Origin of the sequence: Pseudomonas sp. 24 E 13, from assembly GCF_900004715.1 — a bacterium.
GTDB classification, from domain to species: domain Bacteria; phylum Pseudomonadota; class Gammaproteobacteria; order Pseudomonadales; family Pseudomonadaceae; genus Aquipseudomonas; species Aquipseudomonas orientalis_A.
Genome location: NZ_CVTO01000162.1, coordinates 24,758 through 46,236, shown reverse-complemented (window position 1 = coordinate 46,236; position 21,479 = coordinate 24,758). Strand labels below are relative to the sequence as shown.

17 protein-coding genes are annotated in these 21,479 nt (G+C 62.2%); 3 read left to right on the top strand and 14 right to left on the bottom strand.

What is annotated here, in order from left to right; translation table 11 throughout:
- Nucleotides 1-586 precede the first annotated feature (586 nt).
- The 5 genes from BFP90_RS26810 to xylA all read right to left on the bottom strand — a co-directional run bounded on the left by BFP90_RS26810 (nt 587) and on the right by xylA (nt 6,859).
- A complete protein-coding gene (locus BFP90_RS26810) occupies nt 587-895 on the bottom strand; it encodes a DUF6124 family protein (RefSeq protein WP_065898452.1) in 309 nt (102 codons plus the stop codon).
- A 580-nt stretch (nt 896-1,475) separates the two neighbouring features.
- On the bottom strand, nt 1,476-2,612 hold the full coding sequence (locus BFP90_RS26805) for a sugar ABC transporter permease (protein ID WP_065898451.1): 1,137 nt from the start codon (nt 2,610-2,612) through the stop codon (nt 1,476-1,478).
- Entirely contained in the window at nt 2,613-4,157 is a 1,545-nt protein-coding gene (gene xylG, locus BFP90_RS26800; protein WP_065898450.1) for a D-xylose ABC transporter ATP-binding protein, read from the bottom strand.
- A gap of 163 nt (nt 4,158-4,320) precedes the next feature.
- Nucleotides 4,321-5,322 (bottom strand): D-xylose ABC transporter substrate-binding protein, encoded by a 1,002-nt coding sequence (gene xylF, locus BFP90_RS26795; RefSeq protein WP_057721949.1) that lies wholly within the window; start codon nt 5,320-5,322, stop codon nt 4,321-4,323.
- Between the two features lie 220 nt (nt 5,323-5,542).
- Entirely contained in the window at nt 5,543-6,859 is a 1,317-nt protein-coding gene (gene xylA / locus BFP90_RS26790) for a xylose isomerase (RefSeq protein WP_065898449.1), read from the bottom strand.
- 139 nt (nt 6,860-6,998) lie between these two features.
- Between xylA and BFP90_RS26785 the strand changes: the two genes are divergently transcribed.
- Nucleotides 6,999-8,174: a XylR family transcriptional regulator gene (locus BFP90_RS26785; RefSeq protein WP_065883553.1), complete on the top strand. Its 1,176-nt coding sequence runs from the start codon at nt 6,999-7,001 to the stop codon at nt 8,172-8,174.
- Here the strand turns inward: BFP90_RS26785 and BFP90_RS26780 are convergent.
- From BFP90_RS26780 to BFP90_RS26765, 4 genes are all read right to left on the bottom strand, one after another.
- Nucleotides 8,171-9,436 (bottom strand): carbohydrate porin, encoded by a 1,266-nt coding sequence (locus BFP90_RS26780; RefSeq protein ID WP_065898448.1) that lies wholly within the window; start codon nt 9,434-9,436, stop codon nt 8,171-8,173. The genes BFP90_RS26785 and BFP90_RS26780 overlap by 4 nt on opposite strands.
- A gap of 57 nt (nt 9,437-9,493) precedes the next feature.
- Nucleotides 9,494-11,902 (bottom strand): glucose/quinate/shikimate family membrane-bound PQQ-dependent dehydrogenase, encoded by a 2,409-nt coding sequence (locus BFP90_RS26775; RefSeq protein ID WP_065898447.1) that lies wholly within the window; start codon nt 11,900-11,902, stop codon nt 9,494-9,496.
- Between the two features lie 280 nt (nt 11,903-12,182).
- Entirely contained in the window at nt 12,183-13,226 is a 1,044-nt protein-coding gene (locus BFP90_RS26770) for an LLM class flavin-dependent oxidoreductase (protein ID WP_065891994.1), read from the bottom strand.
- A 56-nt stretch (nt 13,227-13,282) separates the two neighbouring features.
- The gene (locus BFP90_RS26765; RefSeq protein ID WP_065891995.1) at nt 13,283-13,768 is read right to left on the bottom strand and encodes a flavin reductase family protein; all 486 of its coding nucleotides are present in this window, start codon (nt 13,766-13,768) and stop codon (nt 13,283-13,285) included.
- Nucleotides 13,769-14,087: 319 nt separating this feature from the next.
- Here BFP90_RS26765 and BFP90_RS26760 point away from each other — a divergent pair, with 319 nt between their 5' ends.
- Complete coding sequence (locus BFP90_RS26760; protein WP_065891996.1) at nt 14,088-15,494, top strand: purine-cytosine permease family protein; 1,407 nt, start codon at nt 14,088-14,090, stop codon at nt 15,492-15,494.
- A gap of 176 nt (nt 15,495-15,670) precedes the next feature.
- On the opposite strand, the gene BFP90_RS26755 is transcribed toward BFP90_RS26760, so the two are convergent.
- From BFP90_RS26755 to ribBA, 5 genes are all read right to left on the bottom strand, one after another.
- Nucleotides 15,671-16,825 (bottom strand): ABC transporter ATP-binding protein, encoded by a 1,155-nt coding sequence (locus BFP90_RS26755; protein ID WP_065898446.1) that lies wholly within the window; start codon nt 16,823-16,825, stop codon nt 15,671-15,673.
- 17 nt (nt 16,826-16,842) lie between these two features.
- On the bottom strand, nt 16,843-17,652 hold the full coding sequence (locus BFP90_RS26750; RefSeq protein ID WP_065898445.1) for an ABC transporter permease: 810 nt from the start codon (nt 17,650-17,652) through the stop codon (nt 16,843-16,845).
- Nucleotides 17,653-17,658: 6 nt separating this feature from the next.
- Nucleotides 17,659-18,582 (bottom strand): ABC transporter permease, encoded by a 924-nt coding sequence (locus BFP90_RS26745; protein ID WP_141688999.1) that lies wholly within the window; start codon nt 18,580-18,582, stop codon nt 17,659-17,661.
- The gene (locus BFP90_RS26740) at nt 18,567-19,592 is read right to left on the bottom strand and encodes an ABC transporter substrate-binding protein (RefSeq protein WP_065898443.1); all 1,026 of its coding nucleotides are present in this window, start codon (nt 19,590-19,592) and stop codon (nt 18,567-18,569) included. The genes BFP90_RS26745 and BFP90_RS26740 overlap by 16 nt, the downstream gene beginning before the upstream one ends.
- A gap of 177 nt (nt 19,593-19,769) precedes the next feature.
- On the bottom strand, nt 19,770-20,876 hold the full coding sequence (gene ribBA, locus BFP90_RS26735) for a bifunctional 3,4-dihydroxy-2-butanone-4-phosphate synthase/GTP cyclohydrolase II (RefSeq protein WP_065898442.1): 1,107 nt from the start codon (nt 20,874-20,876) through the stop codon (nt 19,770-19,772).
- A gap of 69 nt (nt 20,877-20,945) precedes the next feature.
- Here ribBA and BFP90_RS26730 point away from each other — a divergent pair, with 69 nt between their 5' ends.
- The gene (locus BFP90_RS26730) at nt 20,946-21,239 is read left to right on the top strand and encodes a DUF1330 domain-containing protein (protein WP_065898441.1); all 294 of its coding nucleotides are present in this window, start codon (nt 20,946-20,948) and stop codon (nt 21,237-21,239) included.
- Nucleotides 21,240-21,479: the final 240 nt, after the last annotated feature.

The following is a 21,479-nucleotide window of genomic DNA, read 5'->3' as shown; positions in this document are numbered from 1 at the left end:
TGTGCAGGTCAGGCATTCGATGGAGCCTGGTCTTGGCAACGGCCAGCCAGTGCCACCAACCCCAATGTTGCAATGCAGACCAATGTGGTAGGGGGCTTGCCCCCGATAGCGGTGGGTCAGTTGATCAATCTGTGACTGATCCACCGCCATCGGGGGCAAGCCCCCCTCCCACAGTTTTGAGCGCGTTCAGGCAGTGGGTTTTGTGCAGGTCAGGCATTCGATGGAGCCTGGTCTTGGCAACGGCCAGCCAGTGCCACCAACCCCAATGTTGAAATGCAGACCAATGTGGGAGGGGGCTTGCCCCCGATAGCGGAGTGTCAGTTGATCAATCTATGACTGACCCACCGCCATCGGGGGCAAGCCCCCTCCCACAGTTTTGAGCGCGTTCAGGCAGTGGGTTTTGTGCAGGTCAGGCACTTGATGGAGCCTGGTCTTGGCAACGGCCAGCAAGTGCCACCAATCCCAATGTTGCAATGCAGACCAATGTGGGAGGGGGCTTGCCCCCGATAGCGGAGTGTCAGTTGATCAATCTGTGACTGACCCACCGCCATCGGGAGCAAGCCCCCTCCCACAGTTTTGAGCGCGCTCAGGCAGTGGGTTTCGTGCAGGTCAGGCACTCGATGGAGCGGTCGACCGTGGTCTTGGCAATTTCCAGCAGGTGCCATACCGCCAGGATCTTCGCCCGCTCGGGGCTTTGCAGAAGTTCGCCGCAGTCCAGGGCGGTGGCGGAGGCGCTGTCGAGCAAGCTGGCGGTGTAGAGCAGGGCGTCTTCGAAGCTCAGGTCTTCGTTGACCGAGTGAAAGCCTTGGGTGGGCAGGTAGTGGTCGATGGCGCGGTTGAAGGCGGCGCGGTCTTTTGCGGGATCGAGGGGTGGGTCGGGTAGGGCTTTGTCCATGGTGCAACTCCTTGTGTGGTCAGGTACCGACCCCCGTCGCGACTAAACGATGGGTGGCGGCTGTACGCAGGTTAGTCGACCGGCCACAAGGAAAATCCGGCGCACCCGAAGGTGCCCTGCGCACAGCCACCATAAAACTTGATGGACCATGCTCCTTGTGACATTCCGGGCGACTAAACCCGATCACTGAATTGGCAGTGACGGAGCGCAGACTAGCCAGCGATTCCAGCAGGCACAAGGCGGCAGGGATTGTCTAGGAAACGTCCTGCAATTTAAAGGGACATGCCTTGCTGGCCCTTTAAAAAACATGACCAAATGCCACCAATCCCAATGTTGAAAAATGCAATCAACTGTGGAGGGGGCAAGCCCAGATGCCAGTCAGTTAAGCGTACGCCGCCGTCTGTAGGAGCGAAGGGGCGCCTAGCTCTTGCTCGCGAAAAACGTCAACGATAACGCGTGTTTTCTGAATGAACGCGGTGCCTGCGAGTTTTTCGCGAGCAAGCTCGCTCCTACAAAAAGCCTTCACTGACTGGCATCAAGGCCCCCCCTCCCACAGTTTTGACCGCGTTCAGCCACTGGGTCAGCGCCGGCCCGCTCGCGTACTCACATCCACCCACACCGCCAACACCAAAATGCTGCCCTTGACGATCATCTGCCAGTAGCTGTCCACGTCGAGCATCGACATGCCGTTATCCAGGCTGGTAATCACCAGCGCCCCGAGCAACGCGCCATACACCGTGCCCGAGCCGCCGCGCATTGAGGTGCCGCCGATAAAGCACGCGGCAATCGCGTCCAGTTCGCCCATGTTTCCCGCTGACGGTGAACCGGCGGCCAGGCGCGCGGTGTTGACCAGGCCGGCCAGCGCGCACATCACGCCCATGATGCCGAAGATCCACAGTTTCACCGCCTGCACGTTGATACCCGACAGCCGCGTCGCCTCCATATTGCTGCCCACCGCGTACACGCGACGGCCGAACACGGTCTGGCTGGTGACGTAGCTGAACACGCCGAGCAGCACCAGCAGCAGCAACACCGGCACCGGGATGCCGTCGTAGCTGTTGAGGGTGGTGACAAACCCGGCCAGCACTGCACCGATCAGCATCACGCGCAGTACGTCGCGCATCAGGGCGTGCGCGGCCAAGCCATGCAGTGCGCGGTTGCGCCGCTGCCTCCAGGTGAGGAACAGGGTCAATGCAAACAGCAGGACACCCAGGCCAATGCCCACCGAATGCGGTAAGTACCCCTGGCCCACGTAGACCAGCGACGGCGATACCGGCGCGATGGTGGTGCCGCCGGTGATCCCCAGCAGGATCCCGCGAAACGCCAGCATCCCGCCCAGGCCGACAATGAACGACGGGATGCGCAGGTAGGCCGTCATATAGCCGTTGGCCACGCCGATCATCAAGCCGCACAGCGCGACCAGGCTCAGGTTGGCCAGCAGCGGGATGTGATAAACCACGTCCAGGATCGCCGCCAGCCCGCCCAGCAAGCCCAGCAATGAACCCACCGACAAATCGATTTCGCCGCTGATGATCACCAGCACCATGCCGCACGCCAGTATCCCGGTGATGGACATCTGCCGCAGCAGGTTGGACAGGTTGCGCGGCGTGAGGAAGCCGCCGTCGGTCTGCCAGCTGAAAAACAGCCAGATGAACGCGACGGCGATCACCAGGGCGAGCATTTTGTAGCGGGTGAAAAGGTGTTTGACCTGATTCATCTACGCGGTCTTCCGATCATTATTGTTTTGGCTGAGCGCAGCGGCGAGTACCTGTTGCTGGGTGAGCCCCTGATTGATGAAGTCGCCACGCAATTGGCCGTCGCCGATCACCAGCACGCGGTTGGACACGCCGAGCACTTCGGCGAGTTCCGACGACACCATGATGATCGCCACACCTTCGGCCGCCAGCGCGCCCATCAGTTTGTAGATCTCGTACTTGGCGCCCACATCCACCCCGCGCGTGGGCTCATCCAGGATCAGCACCTTGGGCTTGGCCATGAGCATTTTTGCCAGCACGGCCTTTTGCTGGTTGCCGCCGGACAGGCTGGTAATCGGCAGGAACGGGCTGGCGGTTTTCAGGTGCATGCGCGCGATCTGCTGGTCGATGCTGCCCAGTTCGGCCTCGGCGTCGATGCGGGTCAGGTGGGCATAAGTGTCGAGCACCGCCAGGGTGATGTTCTGGCCCACGCCCAGGTCGGGGATGATGCCCTGGCGCTTGCGGTCCTCGGGCACCATGCACAGCCCGGCGCGGATCGACTTGAGGGGCGTGCGCGTGTCGATCATCTGGCCTTCCAGCCACACCTCACCGCTGTAGCGCCCGGGGTAGGCGCCGAACAGCGCCGACACCAGCTCCGTGCGGCCGGCGCCCACCAGCCCGGCAATGCCGAGGATTTCGCCACGCCTGAGCACGAAGGAAACATCGTCGACGCGTTTGCGCCTGGGGTTGTCGACGTCGTAGCAGGTAACGTTGCGCGCCTCGAACATCACCTCACCCACCTCATGGGGTTCGGTGGGGTAGAGGTTGCTCATCTCGCGGCCGACCATTTGCGTGATGATCTGCGCGATGTCCATGTCGGCCATGGTGGTGGTTGCGATGTGCTTGCCGTCACGAATCACGGCGACGGTGTCGCACACGGCGGCCACTTCATCGAGCTTGTGCGAGATGTACACGCAGGCCACGCCCTTGGCCTTGAGGTCACGGATGATGTCCAGCAGCACGTCGATTTCCGAGCGGGTCAGGGCCGAGGAGGGCTCGTCCAGAATCAGCAGGCGTGCCTGTTTGTTCAGGGCCTTGGCGATCTCCACCAGTTGCTGGTAGCCGCCGCCGTACTGCGACACCGGCAGCGCCACATTCATGTCCGGCACCTTGAGTTCACGCATCAACGCCTCGGCGCGGTGCAACATCGCCGGGTAATTCATGCGCCCACCGGGCAGGGTCAGTTCGTGGCCCATAAAGATGTTCTCGGCCACCGACAGGTCGGGCACCAGGGTCAGTTCCTGATGGATGATGACGATGCCGGCGGCTTCGGTTTCACTGATGGACTGGGCTTTGAGCGGCTGCCCGTCCCAGAGGATTTCTCCTTCCCAGGTGCCGTACGGATAGACCGCCGACAGCACCTTCATCAAGGTGGATTTGCCGGCGCCGTTTTCGCCGCACAACCCGACACATTCGCCGGGCCGCACCTTGATGTCGATGCCATTGAGGGCGTTGACACCACCGAAGCTTTTGACGATGCCGTTCATTTGCAGCAGGTAGTCGGACATGGGAAAGGCTCACACAAATAGGCTGGCCCCCACCCCCGTAGGAGCGAGCTTGCTCGCGAAAAACGTCAACGATAATGCGCACTTCCTGGATAAACGCGGCGCTCTCGGGTTTTTCGCGAGCAAGCTCGCTCCTACAGGGGGCGAGGTTTTATCGAGGCAATTATCATTGCCCGGCGATCTGCTCTTTGGTGTAGAACCCGTCCTTCTCCAGCACGTCGATATTGGCCTTGGTCAGCGGCGTCGGGGTGAGCAGGATGGTGTCGACCTGCTTGCTGCCATTGTCGTATTGCGAGCTGTAGGTGGGTTTTTCATTGCGCGCCAACTGCACCGACAGTTTGGCCGCCTCGGTGGCGATCAACTTGAGCGGTTTGTAGACGGTCATGGTCTGGGTGCCGTCGATCACGCGCTTGATCGCCGCCAGGTCCGCGTCCTGGCCGGAAATCGGCACCTTGCCCGCCAGCTTCTGCGCGGCCAGGGCCTGGATCGCACCGCCGGCGGTGGCGTCGTTGGAGGCGACGATGGCGTCGATTTTGTTGTTGTTACGGGTCAGGGCGTTCTCGACGATGCTCAGGGCTTCGGTGGGGTTCCACTCTTTCACCCATTGCTGGCCGACGATCTTGATATCGCCCTTGTCGATGGCCGGTTGCAGCACCTTCATCTGGCCTTCGCGCAGCACCTTGGCGTTGTTGTCGGTCGGCGCGCCGCCGAGCAGAAAGTAATTACCCTTGGGCGCCGCTTGCAGCACGCCGCTGGCCTGCATTTCGCCGACTTTTTCGTTATCGAAAGAGATGTAGGCATCGATGTCCGCATTGAGGATCAGACGGTCATAGGACACCACCTTGATCCCGGCCTTCTTGGCTTCGGCCACCGCATTGGTGAGCACCGTGGCGTTGAACGGCACGATCACGATCACATCGACGCCACGGGAGATGAGGTTTTCGATCTGCGAGATTTGTTTCTGCTCGTTGGCATCGGCGGACTGCACGAATACCTTGGCATCGAGTTTTTCCGCCGCTGCGACGAAGTAGTCACGGTCTCGGGACCAGCGCTCCAGGCGCAGGTCGTCGATGGAAAAACCGATTTTCGGGTGAGCCGAATCGGCCATCACCGGCAGGGCGAGCAGGGCCAGGGCAGTGGCGAGCAGCGTACGTTTGAATGACTTCATGGTGGTGCGTCCTTTTATTGTTGTTGGAAAAGACACAGCGTGGTGCGCCTGAAACTGTAGAGCGTCCTGGGGCGCTCTGTGCATAGATTTGTCGCGCAAATGTCACAGCCCCTGTAGGAGCGAGCTTGCTCGCGAAAAACCCGAGAGCGCCGCGTTTATCCAAGAAGCGCGCATTATCGTTGACGTTCTTCGCGAGCAAGCTCGCTCCTACAGAGGGGCGTCAGGTGTAGATAAACCGGTTCACGATTCCTTCCAGCATCTCCTGCCGACCACTCACGGCCTGCGGGTCCAGCTCGTTGGCAAACGCATGTTCGGCCAGGGATTGCAGGCTGAACTCGCCCGCCAGTACGGCTTTGCCCAGCGGCTGCTGCCAGCCGGCATAGCGCTGGTCCTTGAACTGTTGCAGCCGGTCGTTCTGCACCATGGCGGCCGCGCGCTCCAGGGCCAGGGCCAACACATCCAGGGCCGCCACGTGGCCGTGGAACAGGTCCACCTCGTCCAGGCTCTGGCGGCGTACCTTGGAATCGAAATTGTAGCCGCCATTCCTGAACCCGCCGGCCTTGAGGATTTCATAGGTGGCCAGGGTCATTTCCTCTACGCTGTTGGGAAACTGGTCGGTATCCCAGCCGTTCTGCGGGTCGCCACGGTTGGCGTCGATGCTGCCGAAAATTCCCAGGGACACGGCGGTGGCAATCTCATGATGAAAGCTGTGCCCGGCCAACGTCGCATGGTTGGCCTCGATATTGACCTTGATCTCGTGCTCCAGGCCGTACTCATGCAGGAAGCCGAACACCGTGGCGCTGTCGTAATCGTACTGATGCTTGGTCGGCTCCTGGGGCTTGGGCTCGATCAGCAGGTCGCCGGTAAAGCCGATCTTGTGCTTATGCTCCACCACCATGCGCATGAACCGGCCAAGCTGCTCGCGCTCGCGCTTGAGGTCGGTGTTGAGCAGGGTTTCATAGCCTTCACGGCCGCCCCACAGCACGTAGTTGGAACCCTTGAGGCGCAGCGTGGCGTTCATTGCGCTGAACACTTGGGCGGCGGCGTAGGCGAACACCTCAGGGTCAGGGTTGCTCGCGGCGCCGGCGGCAAAGCGCGGGTTGCTGAAGCAATTGGCGGTGCCCCACAGCAACTTGATGCCGGTCTGTTCCTGATGACGCTCCAGGTGATCGACCATCTGCGCAAAGTGGTTGCGGTACTCCTTGAGCGAACGGCCTTCGGGCGCCACGTCGGTGTCGTGGAAACTGTAGTAGTCGATGCCCAGCTTGGAGAAAAACTCAAAGGCCGCCTCCGCCTTGCCGATGGCCAGCTCCATTGGATCACCGCTGCGCTGCCACGGCCGCTTGAAGGTGCCCACCCCAAACATATCCGCCCCCGGCCACACAAAGGTGTGCCAGTAACAGGCGGCCATGCGCAGGTGCTCGCGCATGGGCTTGCCGAGGATCAGCTTGTTGGCGTCGTAGTGACGAAACGCGAGGGGAGAGTCGCTGGCAGGGCCTTCGAAGCGAACCTGCTCGACACCGGGGAAGTACGGCATGGGGGTTTCCTTATTGTTCTTGGCGGTGTCTGGATACTAGCAACGGCACTGGGGCTGCTGATTATGAAAATCACCAAGGGGTGGTGCGATTTTGTGCAGTCAGGTCTAGTCTGTCTCCACCGGCCCCAGGACAAAAACAATGAAAACCCTACCGCCCGTGCACCGCATTGCCTTGCTCTTCAACGGCAGCAAAATCTACGACCGTGGCATCATCGCCGGTATCGGCAATTACCTGAGCAGCACCCGTGCGTCCTGGGATTTGTTCCTGGAGGAGGATTTCCTCTGTCGCCTGCGCGGCATCGAGCGTTGGCAGGGCGATGGGATCATTGCCGATTTCGATGACCCGCTGATTGGTGAGGCGTTGGCCGGGAGTCGGATACCGGTGGTGGCGGTGGGCGGGTCGTATGAGGACGTCAGCCTGTACCCCAAGGGGATTCCCTATGTAGCGACCGATAACCATGCCCTCATGAAGCTGGCCTACGAGCATCTGATCGAGGCCGGGCTGACGCGGTTTGCCTGTTTCAGCCTGCCCGAAGCCCAGGCCAATCGCTGGGCCCAGGAGCGTGAGAAGGCTTTTCGCGGCTTGATGCAGCGCGATGGTTTGCAGGTGGAGATCTATCGCGGACTGGGCACCAGCGCGCCGTTGTGGGACAGCGCGGTGGAGCAGCAGATTGCCTGGTTGCACAGCCTGCCCAAGCCCATCGGCATTATTGCCGTGACCGACGCCCGTGCCCGGCAGTTGTTGCAGGCTTGCCTGACAGCAGGCATTGCGGTGCCGGAGGAAGTGGCGCTGATCGGTATCGACAACGACCCGCTGACCCGCACGCTGACGCGGGTGCCGCTCAGTTCGGTGATCCAGGGCACCGAAACCATGGGCCGCACCGCCGCCGCGCTGCTGCATCAGATGCTGCATGGCAAACCCTGTGCGGGTACGCAGGTGCTGGTGCCGCCGGACGCGATCAACGTGCAGGCCTCCAGCCTGCATCAACCTTTGGGCAATCCCTATGTGATGCAGGCCCTGCTGTTCATTCGTCAATACGCCTGCCAGGGCATCAAGACCGCGCAGGTGGCGGCGTATGTCGGGGTGTCGCGTTCATCGTTGGAGTCGCACTTTCGCAAGGTGCGCGGGTGCAGCGTGCACGACGAGATCCTGCGCTTCAAACTCGCCGCCGCCGCCAGGGGCCTGGAAAACCAGGCGCTGGCGATTGCCGATATTGCGCAGACTTGCGGGTTCACCTCGGCGCAATACCTGCACACCGTGTTTCGCCGCGAGTACGGGTGTACGCCGCGGCAGTACCAGCAGGGCGCGGCTTAGAACACCGCCTTGACCTGCATACCCAGGATCAGCGCATTGTCGATACGCTTCCCGGAAAATGCCCCCGGTTCGATGATGTATTGCACATCCGGACGCAAGGTCAGCCACGGCGTAGCCTGATAGCCATAACTGAGTTCGATCAACTGCTCGGCGCTGTCCAGGGCAGGGTAGGGGTTGCCTGCATTGAAGGCCGCCAGTTCCTGTACATCGCGACTGCGCGGGTTCGGCACGGCGCGGCCATAGCCCAGGGCGACGGTGTCGCGCGGGCGGCCTTCGAACGGTTTGTACAACACCACGCCCGCGCCATACCACTTGCTGAACGGCGAGGCCGCCTCGCTGGCCGCCGAGTATTGACCGAAGGCATGCAGGCTGCGGCCCTGGGACGTCGGGGAAACCCACACAGCCTGGTCGATCAACAGGTAGTGACCGCCACGCCCGCTGACCTCTTTGTCGCTGCCGATGCGTTTGACATCGGAGCTGTCGTAGTAATAACCGAGCTTGTATTCACCCGGCAGGCTGCCGGTGTGTTTGTAGATCAGCTCGATGGGCACCACCGTGCCGGTGGTGTGCTTGGGCCCCAGGTGCCAGGCGCGGCTGGAATTGCCGTTGCTGGACGGGTCGACATTGAACGCGGCCACGCGCAGTTGCCAGTTGGGCGAGAAGTCGTATTTCACTCGCGCGCCCAGGTGCGCATTCGGATAGTTGGCCCAGCCGCTGCCGCCCGACATGTTCAACGGGTGTCCGCAGAAACCGGCGTTCATGAAGTTGCACAGGATGCCGCTGTCCAGGCCGCCGAGGTCATTGCCCATGGCCATGTAGCCGAGCTTGAGGTTAAGTGCCGGGGTGAACAGCGTGCGTTCGTAGCTCAACTCGGTGAGGCGGGTGTAGAGGCCACCGTAGTTCTCCTGGATCGGCAGGCGGTTGCCCACCAGGTCTTCGGAGGCGCTGTTGCCGCGGCGGTCGTTGATGGTCAGTTGGATACGGTCGCCGTTGTTGAGACCGTAGAGTTTGCCCAGGTCGAACTGCACACCGAGCTTGAGATTCTGTGAATAGCGCGCCGAGCGATGCTGGCCGCCGTGGGCGTTGTAGGCGGTCTCGCCGCTGTAGTCGCCGCTGAAGCGCACGCCCTGGTCGTCGAGTTCGCGGCGCAGGCCGCCCCAGTCGCCGGTCAGGGTGGAGTCGTCGGCTTGAACGGGCAGGGCGGCGGCAAAGGCCAGGCCCAGCACCAGGCGCCCAAGGGACGTATGAGAAGTAGGGTTCATGGAGGATTTTCCAGGCACAAAAGCGCGGTGCGGGCGCACCGCGCTAACAAGGGGTTGTTACGGCAAGGCGTAGGCGATCACGTAGTCGCCACGGTCGGTGGACTGGCGTGCACCGCCGGCGGTGACGACGATGTACTGCTTGCCGGTTTTCGGCGACACGTAGGTCATCGGGCCGCCCTGGCTGCCCACCGGCAGGCGGGCTTTCCAGATTTCATCACCGTTGCCGCTGTTGAAGGCGCGCAGGTAGAAGTCCTGAGTGCCGGCGATAAAGATCAGGCCACCCTGGGTCGACAGCGTACCGCCGAGGGTCGGCAGGCCGACTTTGATCGGCAGGTGCATGCGGATGCCCAGGGGGCCGGTGTCTTCAACGGTGCCTACCGGTACTTGCCAGGCGATTTTCTGCGTCTTCATGTCGATCGCGGTCAAGGTGCCGAACGGCGGCGCCTGGCACGGAATGCCGGCCACCGACAGGAAGCGGTTCTTGTTCACCGCGTACGGCGTGCCCTTGAGCGGCACGGCGCCCATGCCGGTGTTCAGCGCTTCGCCACCGGAGGCGGCCAGGGCCTTGTTCTGCGACGGCACCATCTGGATCCACAGGCCCAGGCGCATGTCGTTGACGAAGATAAAACCGTGCACCGGGTCGGTAGAAATGCTGCCCCAGTTCATGCCACCCAGGGAACCCGGGAAGCTCAGGGATTTATCGGTGCCCGGCGCGGTGTACAGGCCGTCGTAGCGCATGCCCTTGAAGTCGATGCGGCACAGCAACTGGTCATACGGCGTGGCGCCCCACATGTCCGATTCGGTCAGGGTCTGTGCGCCGATCTGCGGCATGCCCAGGGACTTGGGCTGGGTGGGGGAGTACGGCTCGTTGGGGATGTTCGCGGCTTTGACCGGCACTTCCTGCACGTCGGTCAACGGCTTGCCGGTGGCGCGGTCGAGTACATAGATCTGTCCGGCCTTGGTGCCGATCACCACGGCGGGCACTGCCTTGTCGCTGCCCGGCGGGGTGAAATCGATCAGGCTGGGTTGCATCGGCAGGTCGAAGTCCCACAGGTCATTGTGGACCGTCTGGTACACCCATTTCTCGGCGCCGGTGGAGGCGTCCAGCGCGAGTACCGAAGCGCCGTATTTATGATTGAGCTGGGTGCGCTCCACGCCATAGATGTCGGTGGACGAGCTGCCCATCGGCAGGAAGACCGTGTTCATCAGCGGGTCGTAGGACATCGGTGCCCAGCTGTTCGGGGTGCTGCGCACGTAGGTGCTGCCAGCGGCTGGTGCGTGTTTGTCTTCAGGGTTGCCGGGGTCGAACGCCCAGCGCATCTGCCCGCTGATTACATCGAAACCACGGATCACGCCGCCCGGCATATCGGTTTGCACGTTATCCGCGACGCGACCACCCACCACCACCGTGGTGCCGGCAATCAGCGGCGCCGAGGACAGTTGGTAGTAGCTGTCCGGGACGTTACCCAGGCCGGCCTTCAGATCTACCTGACCGTGGGTGCCGAAGTCTTCGCAGAATTTGCCGGTGTCGGCGTCCACGGCGATCAGACGTGCATCGATGGTGTTGGTCAGCAGACGACGCTGGCATTGCGCACCGGCGGGCACGCTGGCGGCAATGACCGGCGAGCTGCCTTGTTGGGTGGGCTGGGCAATCGGCGCAGTGGCGTCGAAGTAGGCCATGCCACGGCAACGCTGCCAGACCGCTGATTGGGCATTGATCTCGTTCTTCCACAGCTCCTTGCCGGTGTCGGCGTCGAGCGCGATGAGGTTGTTGTGCGGGGTGCAGATGAACACTTTGTTGCCGATCTGCAGGGGCGTCAGTTGGTCCTCGGCACCGTTGCCGTCGCTGATCGCCACGTCACCGGTGTGGTAGGTCCAGGCGACTTTGAGCTTGTCGATGTTGTCGCGATTGATCTGGTCCAGCGCGGCGAAGCGGCTGCCGCCTTCGGTGTTGCCGTAGTGGGCCCAGTCTTTCTGAGCATCGGCCGCAGCCACCGGGGTGATGCCGGGACCGGCGCCGGTTGGCGCTACGCTTGGGTGAGCGACGAACATATTGCCCGCCGCCACTGCCACGCCGAGCGTCAGCACGGCAGCGACGCCGTATGCACCACGCGCCGGTTTGCCGACCAGCAACGGATACACCAGCGCGACCACGATACCGATCACGGCGAACATGAACAGGCGCGAGAACAACGGCCAGTACACCAGGCCCACGTCCGCGACGGCCCAGACGGCCGTGCCGATCAGGAACGCGGCGAACAGCCAGGCACCCGCCGGGTTACGCCGGGCAATCAGCAGCCCGGCAATGGCCATGGCCACGCCACCGACCAGGAAGTACCAGGAACCTCCCAGGCTGATCAATTTGGCGCCGCCGACGGCGAGCGCAAGGCCAAGCAGGGCGATGATCACGCCCAGGCCAAGGAGTAGGAATCTAGAGACGCCAGCGGCGCGCGATGCTCGTTTCATGTCGAAAGGACTCGAGTGAGAGAGGGCAAGGGCGCGATTTTAGCAAGATAAGTAACTGGTTAGTACATTATGCTCGTGCAATAGACTGTTACAGATGCTGCGATGATGGGCGCAGGGCAAAGAACGTAGGAAGGGCAAGCCAGGATGCCGGTCACCTCCCTTTGTAGGAGCGAGCTTGCTCGCGAAAAACTCACAGACACCACGTTGATTCAGGAAGCACGCGTTATCGTTGACCTTTTTCGCGAGCAAGCTCGCTCCTACAGATGGCGCCGGCAGACGGTCAGCGAAACGCCGGCATTACCTGCTCGATAAACAGTGCCAGGGACTTCTTTTTCTCGGCATGGGGCAGGCTGTTGTCGCACCAGAAGCTGAACTCATCCACGCCCAGTTCCTGGTAGTACCGAATGCGCGGGATGATCTCTTCTGCGGTGCCGATCATCGCGGTTTTGTGCAGGCTCTCCAGTTCGAACTCTGGGCGCGCGGCGAACTTCTCTTCCGGGCTTGGCTCGAGGAAACCGTTGACCGGCACGCTCTTGTTGCCGAACCAGGCATCGAAGGTGCGGTAGAACTTCGAGATCGCCGTGGCCCCGACTTTCCAGCCCTGGGGGTCATCAGCGGCGTGCACGTGGGTGTGGCGCAGCACCATCAATTGCGGGCGGGGCACACCAGGGTTGTTGTCCAGGGCGGCCTGGAATTTGTTTTTCAGGTCCAGGACTTCTTCGTCGCCTTTCATCAGCGGCGTGACCATCACGTTGCAGCCGTTGGCCACTGCGAAGTTGTGGGAGTCGGGGTCGCGGGCGGCGATCCACATCGGTGGGGTGGGCTGCTGGATCGGCTTGGGCACACTGGTGGAGGTGGGGAATTTCCAGATGTCGCCGTCATGGGCGTAGTCGCCTTGCCACAGGGCGCGCACCACCGGCACCATTTCGCGCAGGGCCTGGCCGCCGCTCGAGGCGGGCATGCCGCCGGCCATACGGTCGAATTCAACCTGGTAAGCGCCACGGGCCAGGCCCACTTCCATGCGTCCGTTGCTGATCACGTCGAGCAACGCGCATTCCCCCGCTACCCTCAGCGGGTGCCAGAACGGCGCGATGATGGTGCCGGCGCCCAGACGAATCGTGGTGGTCCTGGCCGCAAGGTAAGCCAGCAACGGCATCGGGCTTGGCGATATGGTGTATTCCATCGCGTGGTGTTCGCCAATCCACACGGTGCTGAAGCCACCGGCTTCGGCCATCAGGGTCAGTTCGGTCAAGTCTTCGAACAACTGACGGTGGCTGACGCTTTCATCCCAGCGTTCCATGTGTACGAACAGCGAAAATTTCATGACGCGTACCTCGGATCTATTGTTATTTTTCCGCAAAAAACGGGTTGAGCGGGGTGTCAGGCAGGCACCGGCAGGGTACCCATCTTGCCGTGGCAATACACCAGGGGGTTGTTCGGCTGCGCCGGCACGATCAGGTTCTCGACGGCGCCCACCATGATTGCGTGGTCGCCGCCTTCGTATTCGCGCCACAGTTGGCATTCAATGACCGCCGTGGCGTTGGCCAGGATTGGATTGCCCAGTGCACTCAGGGTCCACTCGATGCCCTGGGCCTTGTCCTTGCCTTTGCGCGCAAAGGCATAGGCTTCGCTTTGCTGCCCGCCGGACAGCACATGAATGGCGAAACGCTTGTTTTTGATCAGCACGGGGTAGGAGTCGGAGCTGTAGTTGGGGCAGAAGAGCACCAGGGCCGGGTCCATGGACAGCGAGCTGAACGCACTGGCGGTGAGGCCGACGATTTGCCCCTCGTCGTCCAGCGTAGTAATCACGGTGACCCCGGACGGAAACGAACCCATCACTTGTTTGTAGATGGCGGCATCGATCATGGGATGGTCCTCTGCTATGAAGCGGTTTTTTAAATTTATAGGTCTGATGGTATACCGTAATACAGGAGTTGCAAGGGCTTTTTTGGACAGGCGATAAACGTGTCCGGAGCCCGCCAAAGGCCTTTATTACGGGGATTTATCCCGTGATGGCGGTTGTTCTCGGGGCGCGATTGCCGGATCAGAGGCGGGCTAAAACAGCGGATCAGCCTTGTTAAAATGTTGGAATACCATAATATGGTGTTCGTATGAGGGGGAGCCATCGAGCTTCCTTCGGATGGCGTCAAACAACTATAAGATCAGACAAGCGCGAGTTATTCCTATGCCTCAGATGTCCCGGCAAGACCCCCTGATCGAGCATCACACGGTCGATTACGTCCCCCTCGCAGAGCGCCACGGGAAGGCCCGCGACCTGTTCACGTTATGGTTCAGTACCAATATCGCGCCGCTGCCCATCGTCACCGGTGCGATGGTGGCCCAGGTGTTCCATCTCAACCTGCTGTGGGGGCTGCTGGCGATTGCCCTCGGGCATCTGCTGGGCGGCGTGGTGATTGCCCTGGCCTCGGCCCAGGGCCCGCGCATGGGCATCCCGCAGATGGTGCAGAGCCGCGGCCAGTTCGGGCGTTATGGCGCGCTGCTGATCGTGTTTTTCGCGGCGCTGATCTACATCGGCTTTTTCATTTCCAATATTGTGCTGGCCGGCAAATCCATCGTCGGCATCGTGCCCTCGGTGCCGGTGCCGGCGAGCATCCTGATCGGCGCGCTCAGCGCCACGGCCATCGGCGTGATCGGCTACCGCTTTATCCATACCTTGAACCGCATCGGCACCTGGGTGATGGGCAGCGCGTTGCTCGCCGGTTTTGTCTACATCTTTGCCCATGACCTGCCGGCCGACTTCCTCACCCGTGGCGGCTTCAACGCCGCCGGCTGGCTGGCCACGGTGTCGCTCGGGATCATCTGGCAGATCAGCTTCTCGCCCTACACCAGTGACTATTCGCGTTACCTGCCGGCGGACATCGGCATCACCCGGCCGTTTATTGCCACCTACCTGGGCGCAACCCTGGGCACCATCCTGTCGTTCGCCTTCGGCCTGGTGGCGGCGCTGGCCACACCGGAAGGCACCGAGGCGATGGTCGCGGTCAAGCAGGCCACCGGCGCGTTGGGGCCGATCCTGATGGTGCTGTTCCTGCTCAATATCATCAGCCACAACGCGCTGAACCTGTACGGCGCGGTGCTTTCGATCATCACCTCGATCCAGACCTTCGCCAGCCACTGGACCCCCAGCATCAAGGTGCGCGTGGTGCTCTCGGGCATCATCCTCGCCGGTTGCTGCGTGGTGGCGCTGGGCGCGTCGGCGGACTTCATCGCGCAATTTATCGGGCTGATCCTCGCGCTGTTGCTGGTGCTGGTGCCGTGGGCCTCGATCAACCTGATCGATTTCTACGTGATCAAGCGCGGCGTGTACGACATCGCCTCGATCTTCCAGGCCGATGGCGGTGTGTATGGCCGATTTAACCTGCATGCGATCGTGGCGTACTTCATCGGGATCATCGTGCAACTGCCGTTTGCCAATACGTCGTTGTATGTGGGGCCCTGGGCCAACCTGGTGGAAGGCGCGGACTTGTCGTGGCTGGTGGGGTTGGCGGTGACGTGTCCGTTGTATTACTGCCTGGCGACGCGCAAGCAAACGCAGAAGGTCCGGGCGGCGAAGCTGGGTTACACCGACTAGACACTCACTTAGCTCAAGTGCCCGGCCAGTGCCGGGCATTTTCGTTTCTCTGGCAAGCTCGCCACGCCGGGATTTCATGGCGAGCCTCGAACGTTCTAGCGGAGCCAGGTAGCGAAAAAAAAAGGCCGCCACGACCCGACGTCGTGGCGACCCGAAGGTGATGCATTCGTCAGATGTCAGTGCGCCCCGGCCGCCTTGTTCAAATCACTCTCGGCCCACTGCGTATACACGCACGCATCCGCCGTGGCCCAGCGCACCCGCACCGGGTCGCCGGCCTTGAGCGGCATGCCCGCCGCCGAGAGCGCCTTGACCGTCATCGACGTACCGCCCAGGGTCTTCACCGCGCAGGTCTGGCTCTCGCCCAGAAACAGTACCTCCCCGACAATCGCCGAGACTTCATTCCAGCCTGCGGCCAACGGCTGCTCGGCGGCCTGTTCGACGCTCAGCGCCAGGGCCTTTTCCGGACGCACCATCAGCAATATGTCCTGCTCGGTGTGCAGCCCGCTGGTCAGGCGGATCGACAGCGACTGGCCTTCGAACGACGCTGCCGCGTTGCCCTGGCCCTTGAGCTTGAGGAAGTTGGAATTGCCCAGGAACGAGGCGACGAACGCGTTCGGCGGGTTCTGGTACAGGTCGAAACCGCTGCCCAGGCCGACGATTTTGCCGTGGCTGAAAATCGCGATGCGCTGGGACAGGCGCATGGCTTCTTCCTGGTCGTGGGTCACGTAGACAATGGTGATGCCCAGGCGCCGGTGCAATTGGCGCAGCTCGTCCTGCAGGTCTTCACGCAGTTTCTTGTCGAGGGCGCCGAGGGGTTCGTCCATCAGCAGGATACGTGGCTCGTACACCAGCGCGCGGGCGATGGCGACGCGCTGTTGCTGGCCGCCGGAGAGTTGCGAAGGGCGGCGATGGGCGAACGGTTCCAGCTGCACCAGCTTGAGCATCGCGTCGACGCGTTTCTCGCGTTCGGCGCTGGCCAGTTTGCGGATGGCCAGGGGGAAGGCGATGTTGTCGCGCACCGACAAGTGCGGAAACAGCGAGTAGCGTTGAAACACCATGCCGATGTCGCGCTTGTGCGGCGGCACGTTGACCAGGGATTGCCCGCTCACCAGGATCTCGCCGCTGCTCGGCGTTTCAAAGCCGGCCAGCATCGACAGGGTGGTGCTCTTGCCCGAGCCGCTGGAGCCGAGGAAGGTGAGGAACTCGCCGTCCTGGATGTCCAGGGAGATGTTGTCCACGGCGGCAAAGTCGCCGTAGTACTTGTTCAGGTTGCGCAGGCTGACCAGGGGGTGGCCGGGGTTCTGCGCGACATCTTGGATCACTGCACTCATGTTCTGCTCCTGGGCGCTTAGGCGCGGGTTTCAGTGCGCCGACGAAGGGCGGCGGCAATCACCATGACCAGTACCGACAGGCCGATCAGCAACGTCGAGGCGACGGCGATCACAGGCGTCAGGTCCTGGCGCAGGGTGGTCCACATTTTCACGGGAAGGGTTTGCAGGGTCGGGCTGGCCATCATCACGCTGAGCACCACTTCGTCCCACGAGACGAGAAAGGCGAACAGCGCACCGGCGACCATCCCTGGGCGAATCACCGGGAAGGTCACCTTGAACACCGCCTGCAAGCGCGAGGCGCCGCAGATCACCGCCGCGTCTTCAATCGACTGGTCGAACAGCTTCAGCGAGTTGATGATCGAGATGATGGTGAACGGCAGCGCAACGATCACATGGCTGACCACAAACGCGAACATCGTGCCGGTGTAGCCGAGCTTGAGGAACAGCGCGTACACCGCCACGGCGATGATCACCAGCGGCACGATCATCGGCAGGGTGAACAGGCCGTAGAGCAGCTCGCGGCCGGGGAAGCGCCCGCGCACCAGGGCAAACGCCGTCGGCAGTCCCAGGGCAACGGCAAAGAACGTGGTCAGCACCGCCACCTTGAGGCTGGCCATTGCCGCGTTCATCCAGTCGGGGTTGGAGAAGAACTGGCCGTACCATTTGAGTGTCCAGCCCGGTGGCGGGAACACCAGCCATTGCGACGAACCGAACGACAGCAACACGATAAACACGATCGGCAAGAGCAGGAACAGGCCAATCAAACCGGTGGTGGTGTAGAGGCCCAGGCGCATCCTGCGGCTCATGGCGTTGGGAGTCAGGAGCATGACGGCTTACCTCGCGTTGCTGGCGCCAACCGGGGATTCCGGCTGGAGCTTCAGGTAGAAGTAGAACAGCACCAGCGTGATCAAAATCAGCAACGCCGCGCCGGCACTGGCCAGGCCCCAATTGAGGAACGATTGCACCTGCTGGATGATGAACTCGGGCAGCATCATGTTCTGCGCACCGCCCAGCAGGGCCGGGGTGACGTAGTAACCGAGGGACATCACAAACACCATCAACCCGCCGGAAAACAACCCCGGCCGACACAGCGGCAGGAATACCCGCAAGAAGTTGGTCCACGGGCTGGCGCCACAGATGGAGCCGGCCTGCAGGATCATCGGGTCGATGGCCTGCATGGTCGCCTGCAGCGGCAACACGATGAACGGAATCATGATGTAGCTCATGCCGATCACCACGCCGGTGAGGTTATGCACCATCTCCAGCGGTTGATCGATGATGCCCATGGCCATCAACGCCTTGTTGATCACCCCCGAGGCTTGCAGCAATACCAGCCAGGAATAGGTGCGGGCGAGCAGGCTGGTCCACATCGACAGCAGCACGATACTCAGGATCCAACGGCCCCAGCCGCGCGGCACCAGGGTAATCGCCCAGGCCAGCGGAAAGCCCAGCAGCAGGCTGAACAGGGTCACCAGGCCGGCCACTGAAAAGGTATTGAGCAACACCCGCGCATACGCCGAGTTGGCAAACAGCTGTTCGTAGTTGCCCAGGCCCGGCACCGGCTCCAGCACGCCGCGCAGCAGCAAGCCGATCAGTGGCCCCAGGAAGAACAGGCCAAGGAACAGCAGTGCCGGAATCAGGTTGCTCGATCCGCGCCAACGCTGCGCCAGGGACGGCGCCCCGGCCTTCGCGCCAACGGTACCGCCGAGGGCGCCCCCGGCCGGCGTGGTTGCCGTCATTTTCATTTGACTAGCCATTCATTCCACCGTGTCGCAATGGCCGGACCGTTCTTGGCCCAGTAGGCGAAATCGAGGGTGATCTGGTCCTTGGCGTAGGCGGTCGGCAGATTGGGCGCCAGGACCGAATCCAGGCGCTGCACGCTGTCGATGTTCACCGGCGCGTAGGCGGTCAGGTTGGAGAAATCCGCCTGGCCCTTGGCGCTGCTGGCATTGGCCAGGAACTTCATCGCCGCCGCTTTGTTTTTCGAGCCTTTAGGCACCACGAGAATGTCGGCCATCACCAGGTTCTGCTTCCAGCTCACGCCCACCGGTGCGCCATCTTCCTGCAAGGCGTGAATGCGACCGTTCCAGAACTGGCCCATGCTGACTTCGCCGGAGGCCAGCAACTGTTGCGACTGCGCGCCGCCGCCCCACCAGACGATGTCTTTCTTGATCGTGTCGAGTTTCTTGAAGGCGCGGTCCAGGTCCAGGGGGTAGAGCGTGTCGGCGGGCACGCCGTCGGCCAGCAGCGCCAGTTCGAGCACGCCCGGGCTCGGCCATTTGTAGAGGGCGCGTTTGCCGGGGTAGGTCTTGGTGTCGAACAAGGCGCTCCAGTCCTGCGGTTTGCCAGCGCCGAGCTTGCCTTCGTTGTAGCCGAGCACGAAGGAGAAGAAGAACGAACCGACACCATGGTCGGAGACGAAGCGCGGGTCGATTTTGTCGCGCTGGATCACCGCGAAGTCGAGGGGCTCGAGCAGGCCTTCGGCGGCGGCGCGCAGGGCGAAGTCGGCTTCGACATCCACCACGTCCCACTGCACGTTGCCGCTTTCGACCATGGCCTTGAGTTTGCCGTAGTCGGTGGGGCCGTCCTGGACGACGGTGATGCCGCTGGCCTTGCTGAAAGGATCGGCCCACGCCTGCTTCTGCGCATCCTGGGTGCTGCCGCCCCAGCTGACGAAATTGACGCTTTCGGCTGCCATGGCCGCGTGGGTGGCCACGCTCAACAGTCCCGCGAACAGCGCCGCGGTTGCACCTTTGTTCAACACCATGTTTACGCCCTCATTGTTGTGTTTATGAGCGGGGCTTTGCAGTGCCCGCCTGTCGGGAGCAGTCGGTCCGGACCATCTGATAAAGTCGTCCGGCCTATGGAATATCATATTATGGTATTCCAAACTTTGCGCAAGCACTTTGCCATACCGGCCATCTGCCAACGCTGGTTTCCAGTCTCAGGTGAAGGGAATGCTTTCCACGACTTCCAGGTCGTAACCGGTCAAGCCTGCATATTTCAGCGGTGGGCCGAGGTGGCGCAGTTTGCCTACGCCCAGGTCCTGCAATATCTGCGCGCCGGTACCCACTTCCGAGTAAATCCGCGACTGCGACCGGCTGAACTGACGCGGCGCCTGGGTCAACTGCGGGACGCGTTCGAGCAAGGCCTGGGACGATTCATGGTTGGCCAGCACCACCACCACGCCGCAGCCTTCTGCCGCCACGCGTTGCAGGGCGGCCCACAAGGTCCAGTTGGACGGCCCGCTGTAGTCGGCGCCGACCAGGTCGCGCAGCGGGTCGATCACGTGTACACGTACCAGCGCCGGTTCATCGCGGCGCAGTTGGCCCATGACCATGGCCATGTGCACGCCGCCGTCGATGCGGTCTTCAAAAGTGATCAGGCGAAAAGTGCCGTGCACAGTGGGCAGGTCGCGCTCGCCGATGCGCACCACGGTGCGTTCGGTGCTGAGACGGTAGTGGATCAGGTCGGCGATGGTGCCGATCTTGATCCCGTGCTTGCGGGCAAAGGCTTCCAGCTCGGGGCGGCGGGCCATGGTGCCGTCATCGTTCATCACTTCGACGATCACCGAGGCCGGTGTGTGCCCGGCCAGGCGCGCCAGGTCGCAACCGGCTTCGGTGTGGCCGGCGCGGGTCAGCACACCGCCATCCCTGGCGCGCAGCGGGAAGATATGCCCCGGCTGCACAATGTCGGCGGGGCCGGCGTTGCTGTCCACAGCCGCCGCCACCGTGCGTGCGCGGTCGGCGGCGGAGATGCCGGTGGTCACGCCGGTGGCGGCCTCGATGGACACGGTAAACGCGGTGCTGAACACGCTGCCATTGCTGGCCACCATCTGCTCCAGGCCCAGGCGTTGGCAATGTTCATCGGTGAGAGTCAGGCAGATCAGGCCACGGGCTTCGCGGGCCATGAAGCTGATAGTCTCGGCGGTGCAACACGCTGCAGGCAGCAGCAGGTCGCCTTCGTTTTCCCGGTCCTCGTCGTCCACCAGCAGCACCATCTTGCCCTGGCGGTAGTCTTCGATGATGTCGGCGATGCTGTTGAAGGGCATGGGGAGTGCTCTGCTTGTTGGTAGTATGTATTATGGTATACCACAAATTCCAAACAAGAGGATGTCGCGATGAAGGCCTATTGGATTGCCCATGTGGACGTGTCCGATGCAGAGCAATACACCCAGTACACCCAGCGCGCGCCGGCGGCGTTTGCGAAATTCGGCGGGCGCTTCCTGGCCAGGGGCGGGCGCAGTGAGGCGCTGGAAGGCGGGCCGGCACGGCAGCGCAATGTGGTGATTGAGTTTGAGAGCTATGAGCAGGCGGTGGCGTGCTATGAGTCTGCCGAATATCAGGCGGCGAAGGGCCACAGAGCGGGGGTGGGGGAGGCGCAGATCATTATTGTGGAAGGGCTGGCGCCCTAGGTATACCTGGCCGAGTGTGGTCCAAATGTGGGAGGGGGCTTGCCCCCGATGGCGGTGGGTCAGCCAGCTTATCTGTAGCTGACACACCCTCATCGAGGCATAGGTATCTACACAACTCTGTAGCGCCCAACCGCGTAACCACGACCCGATGCGAAGCGAGTCGCTCTTGATCTTGATCTGCTTTTGATCTTGATCTTAGGCGCCCCGTTAAACCACGCTGGCCGAACGCAGGCTTGAATC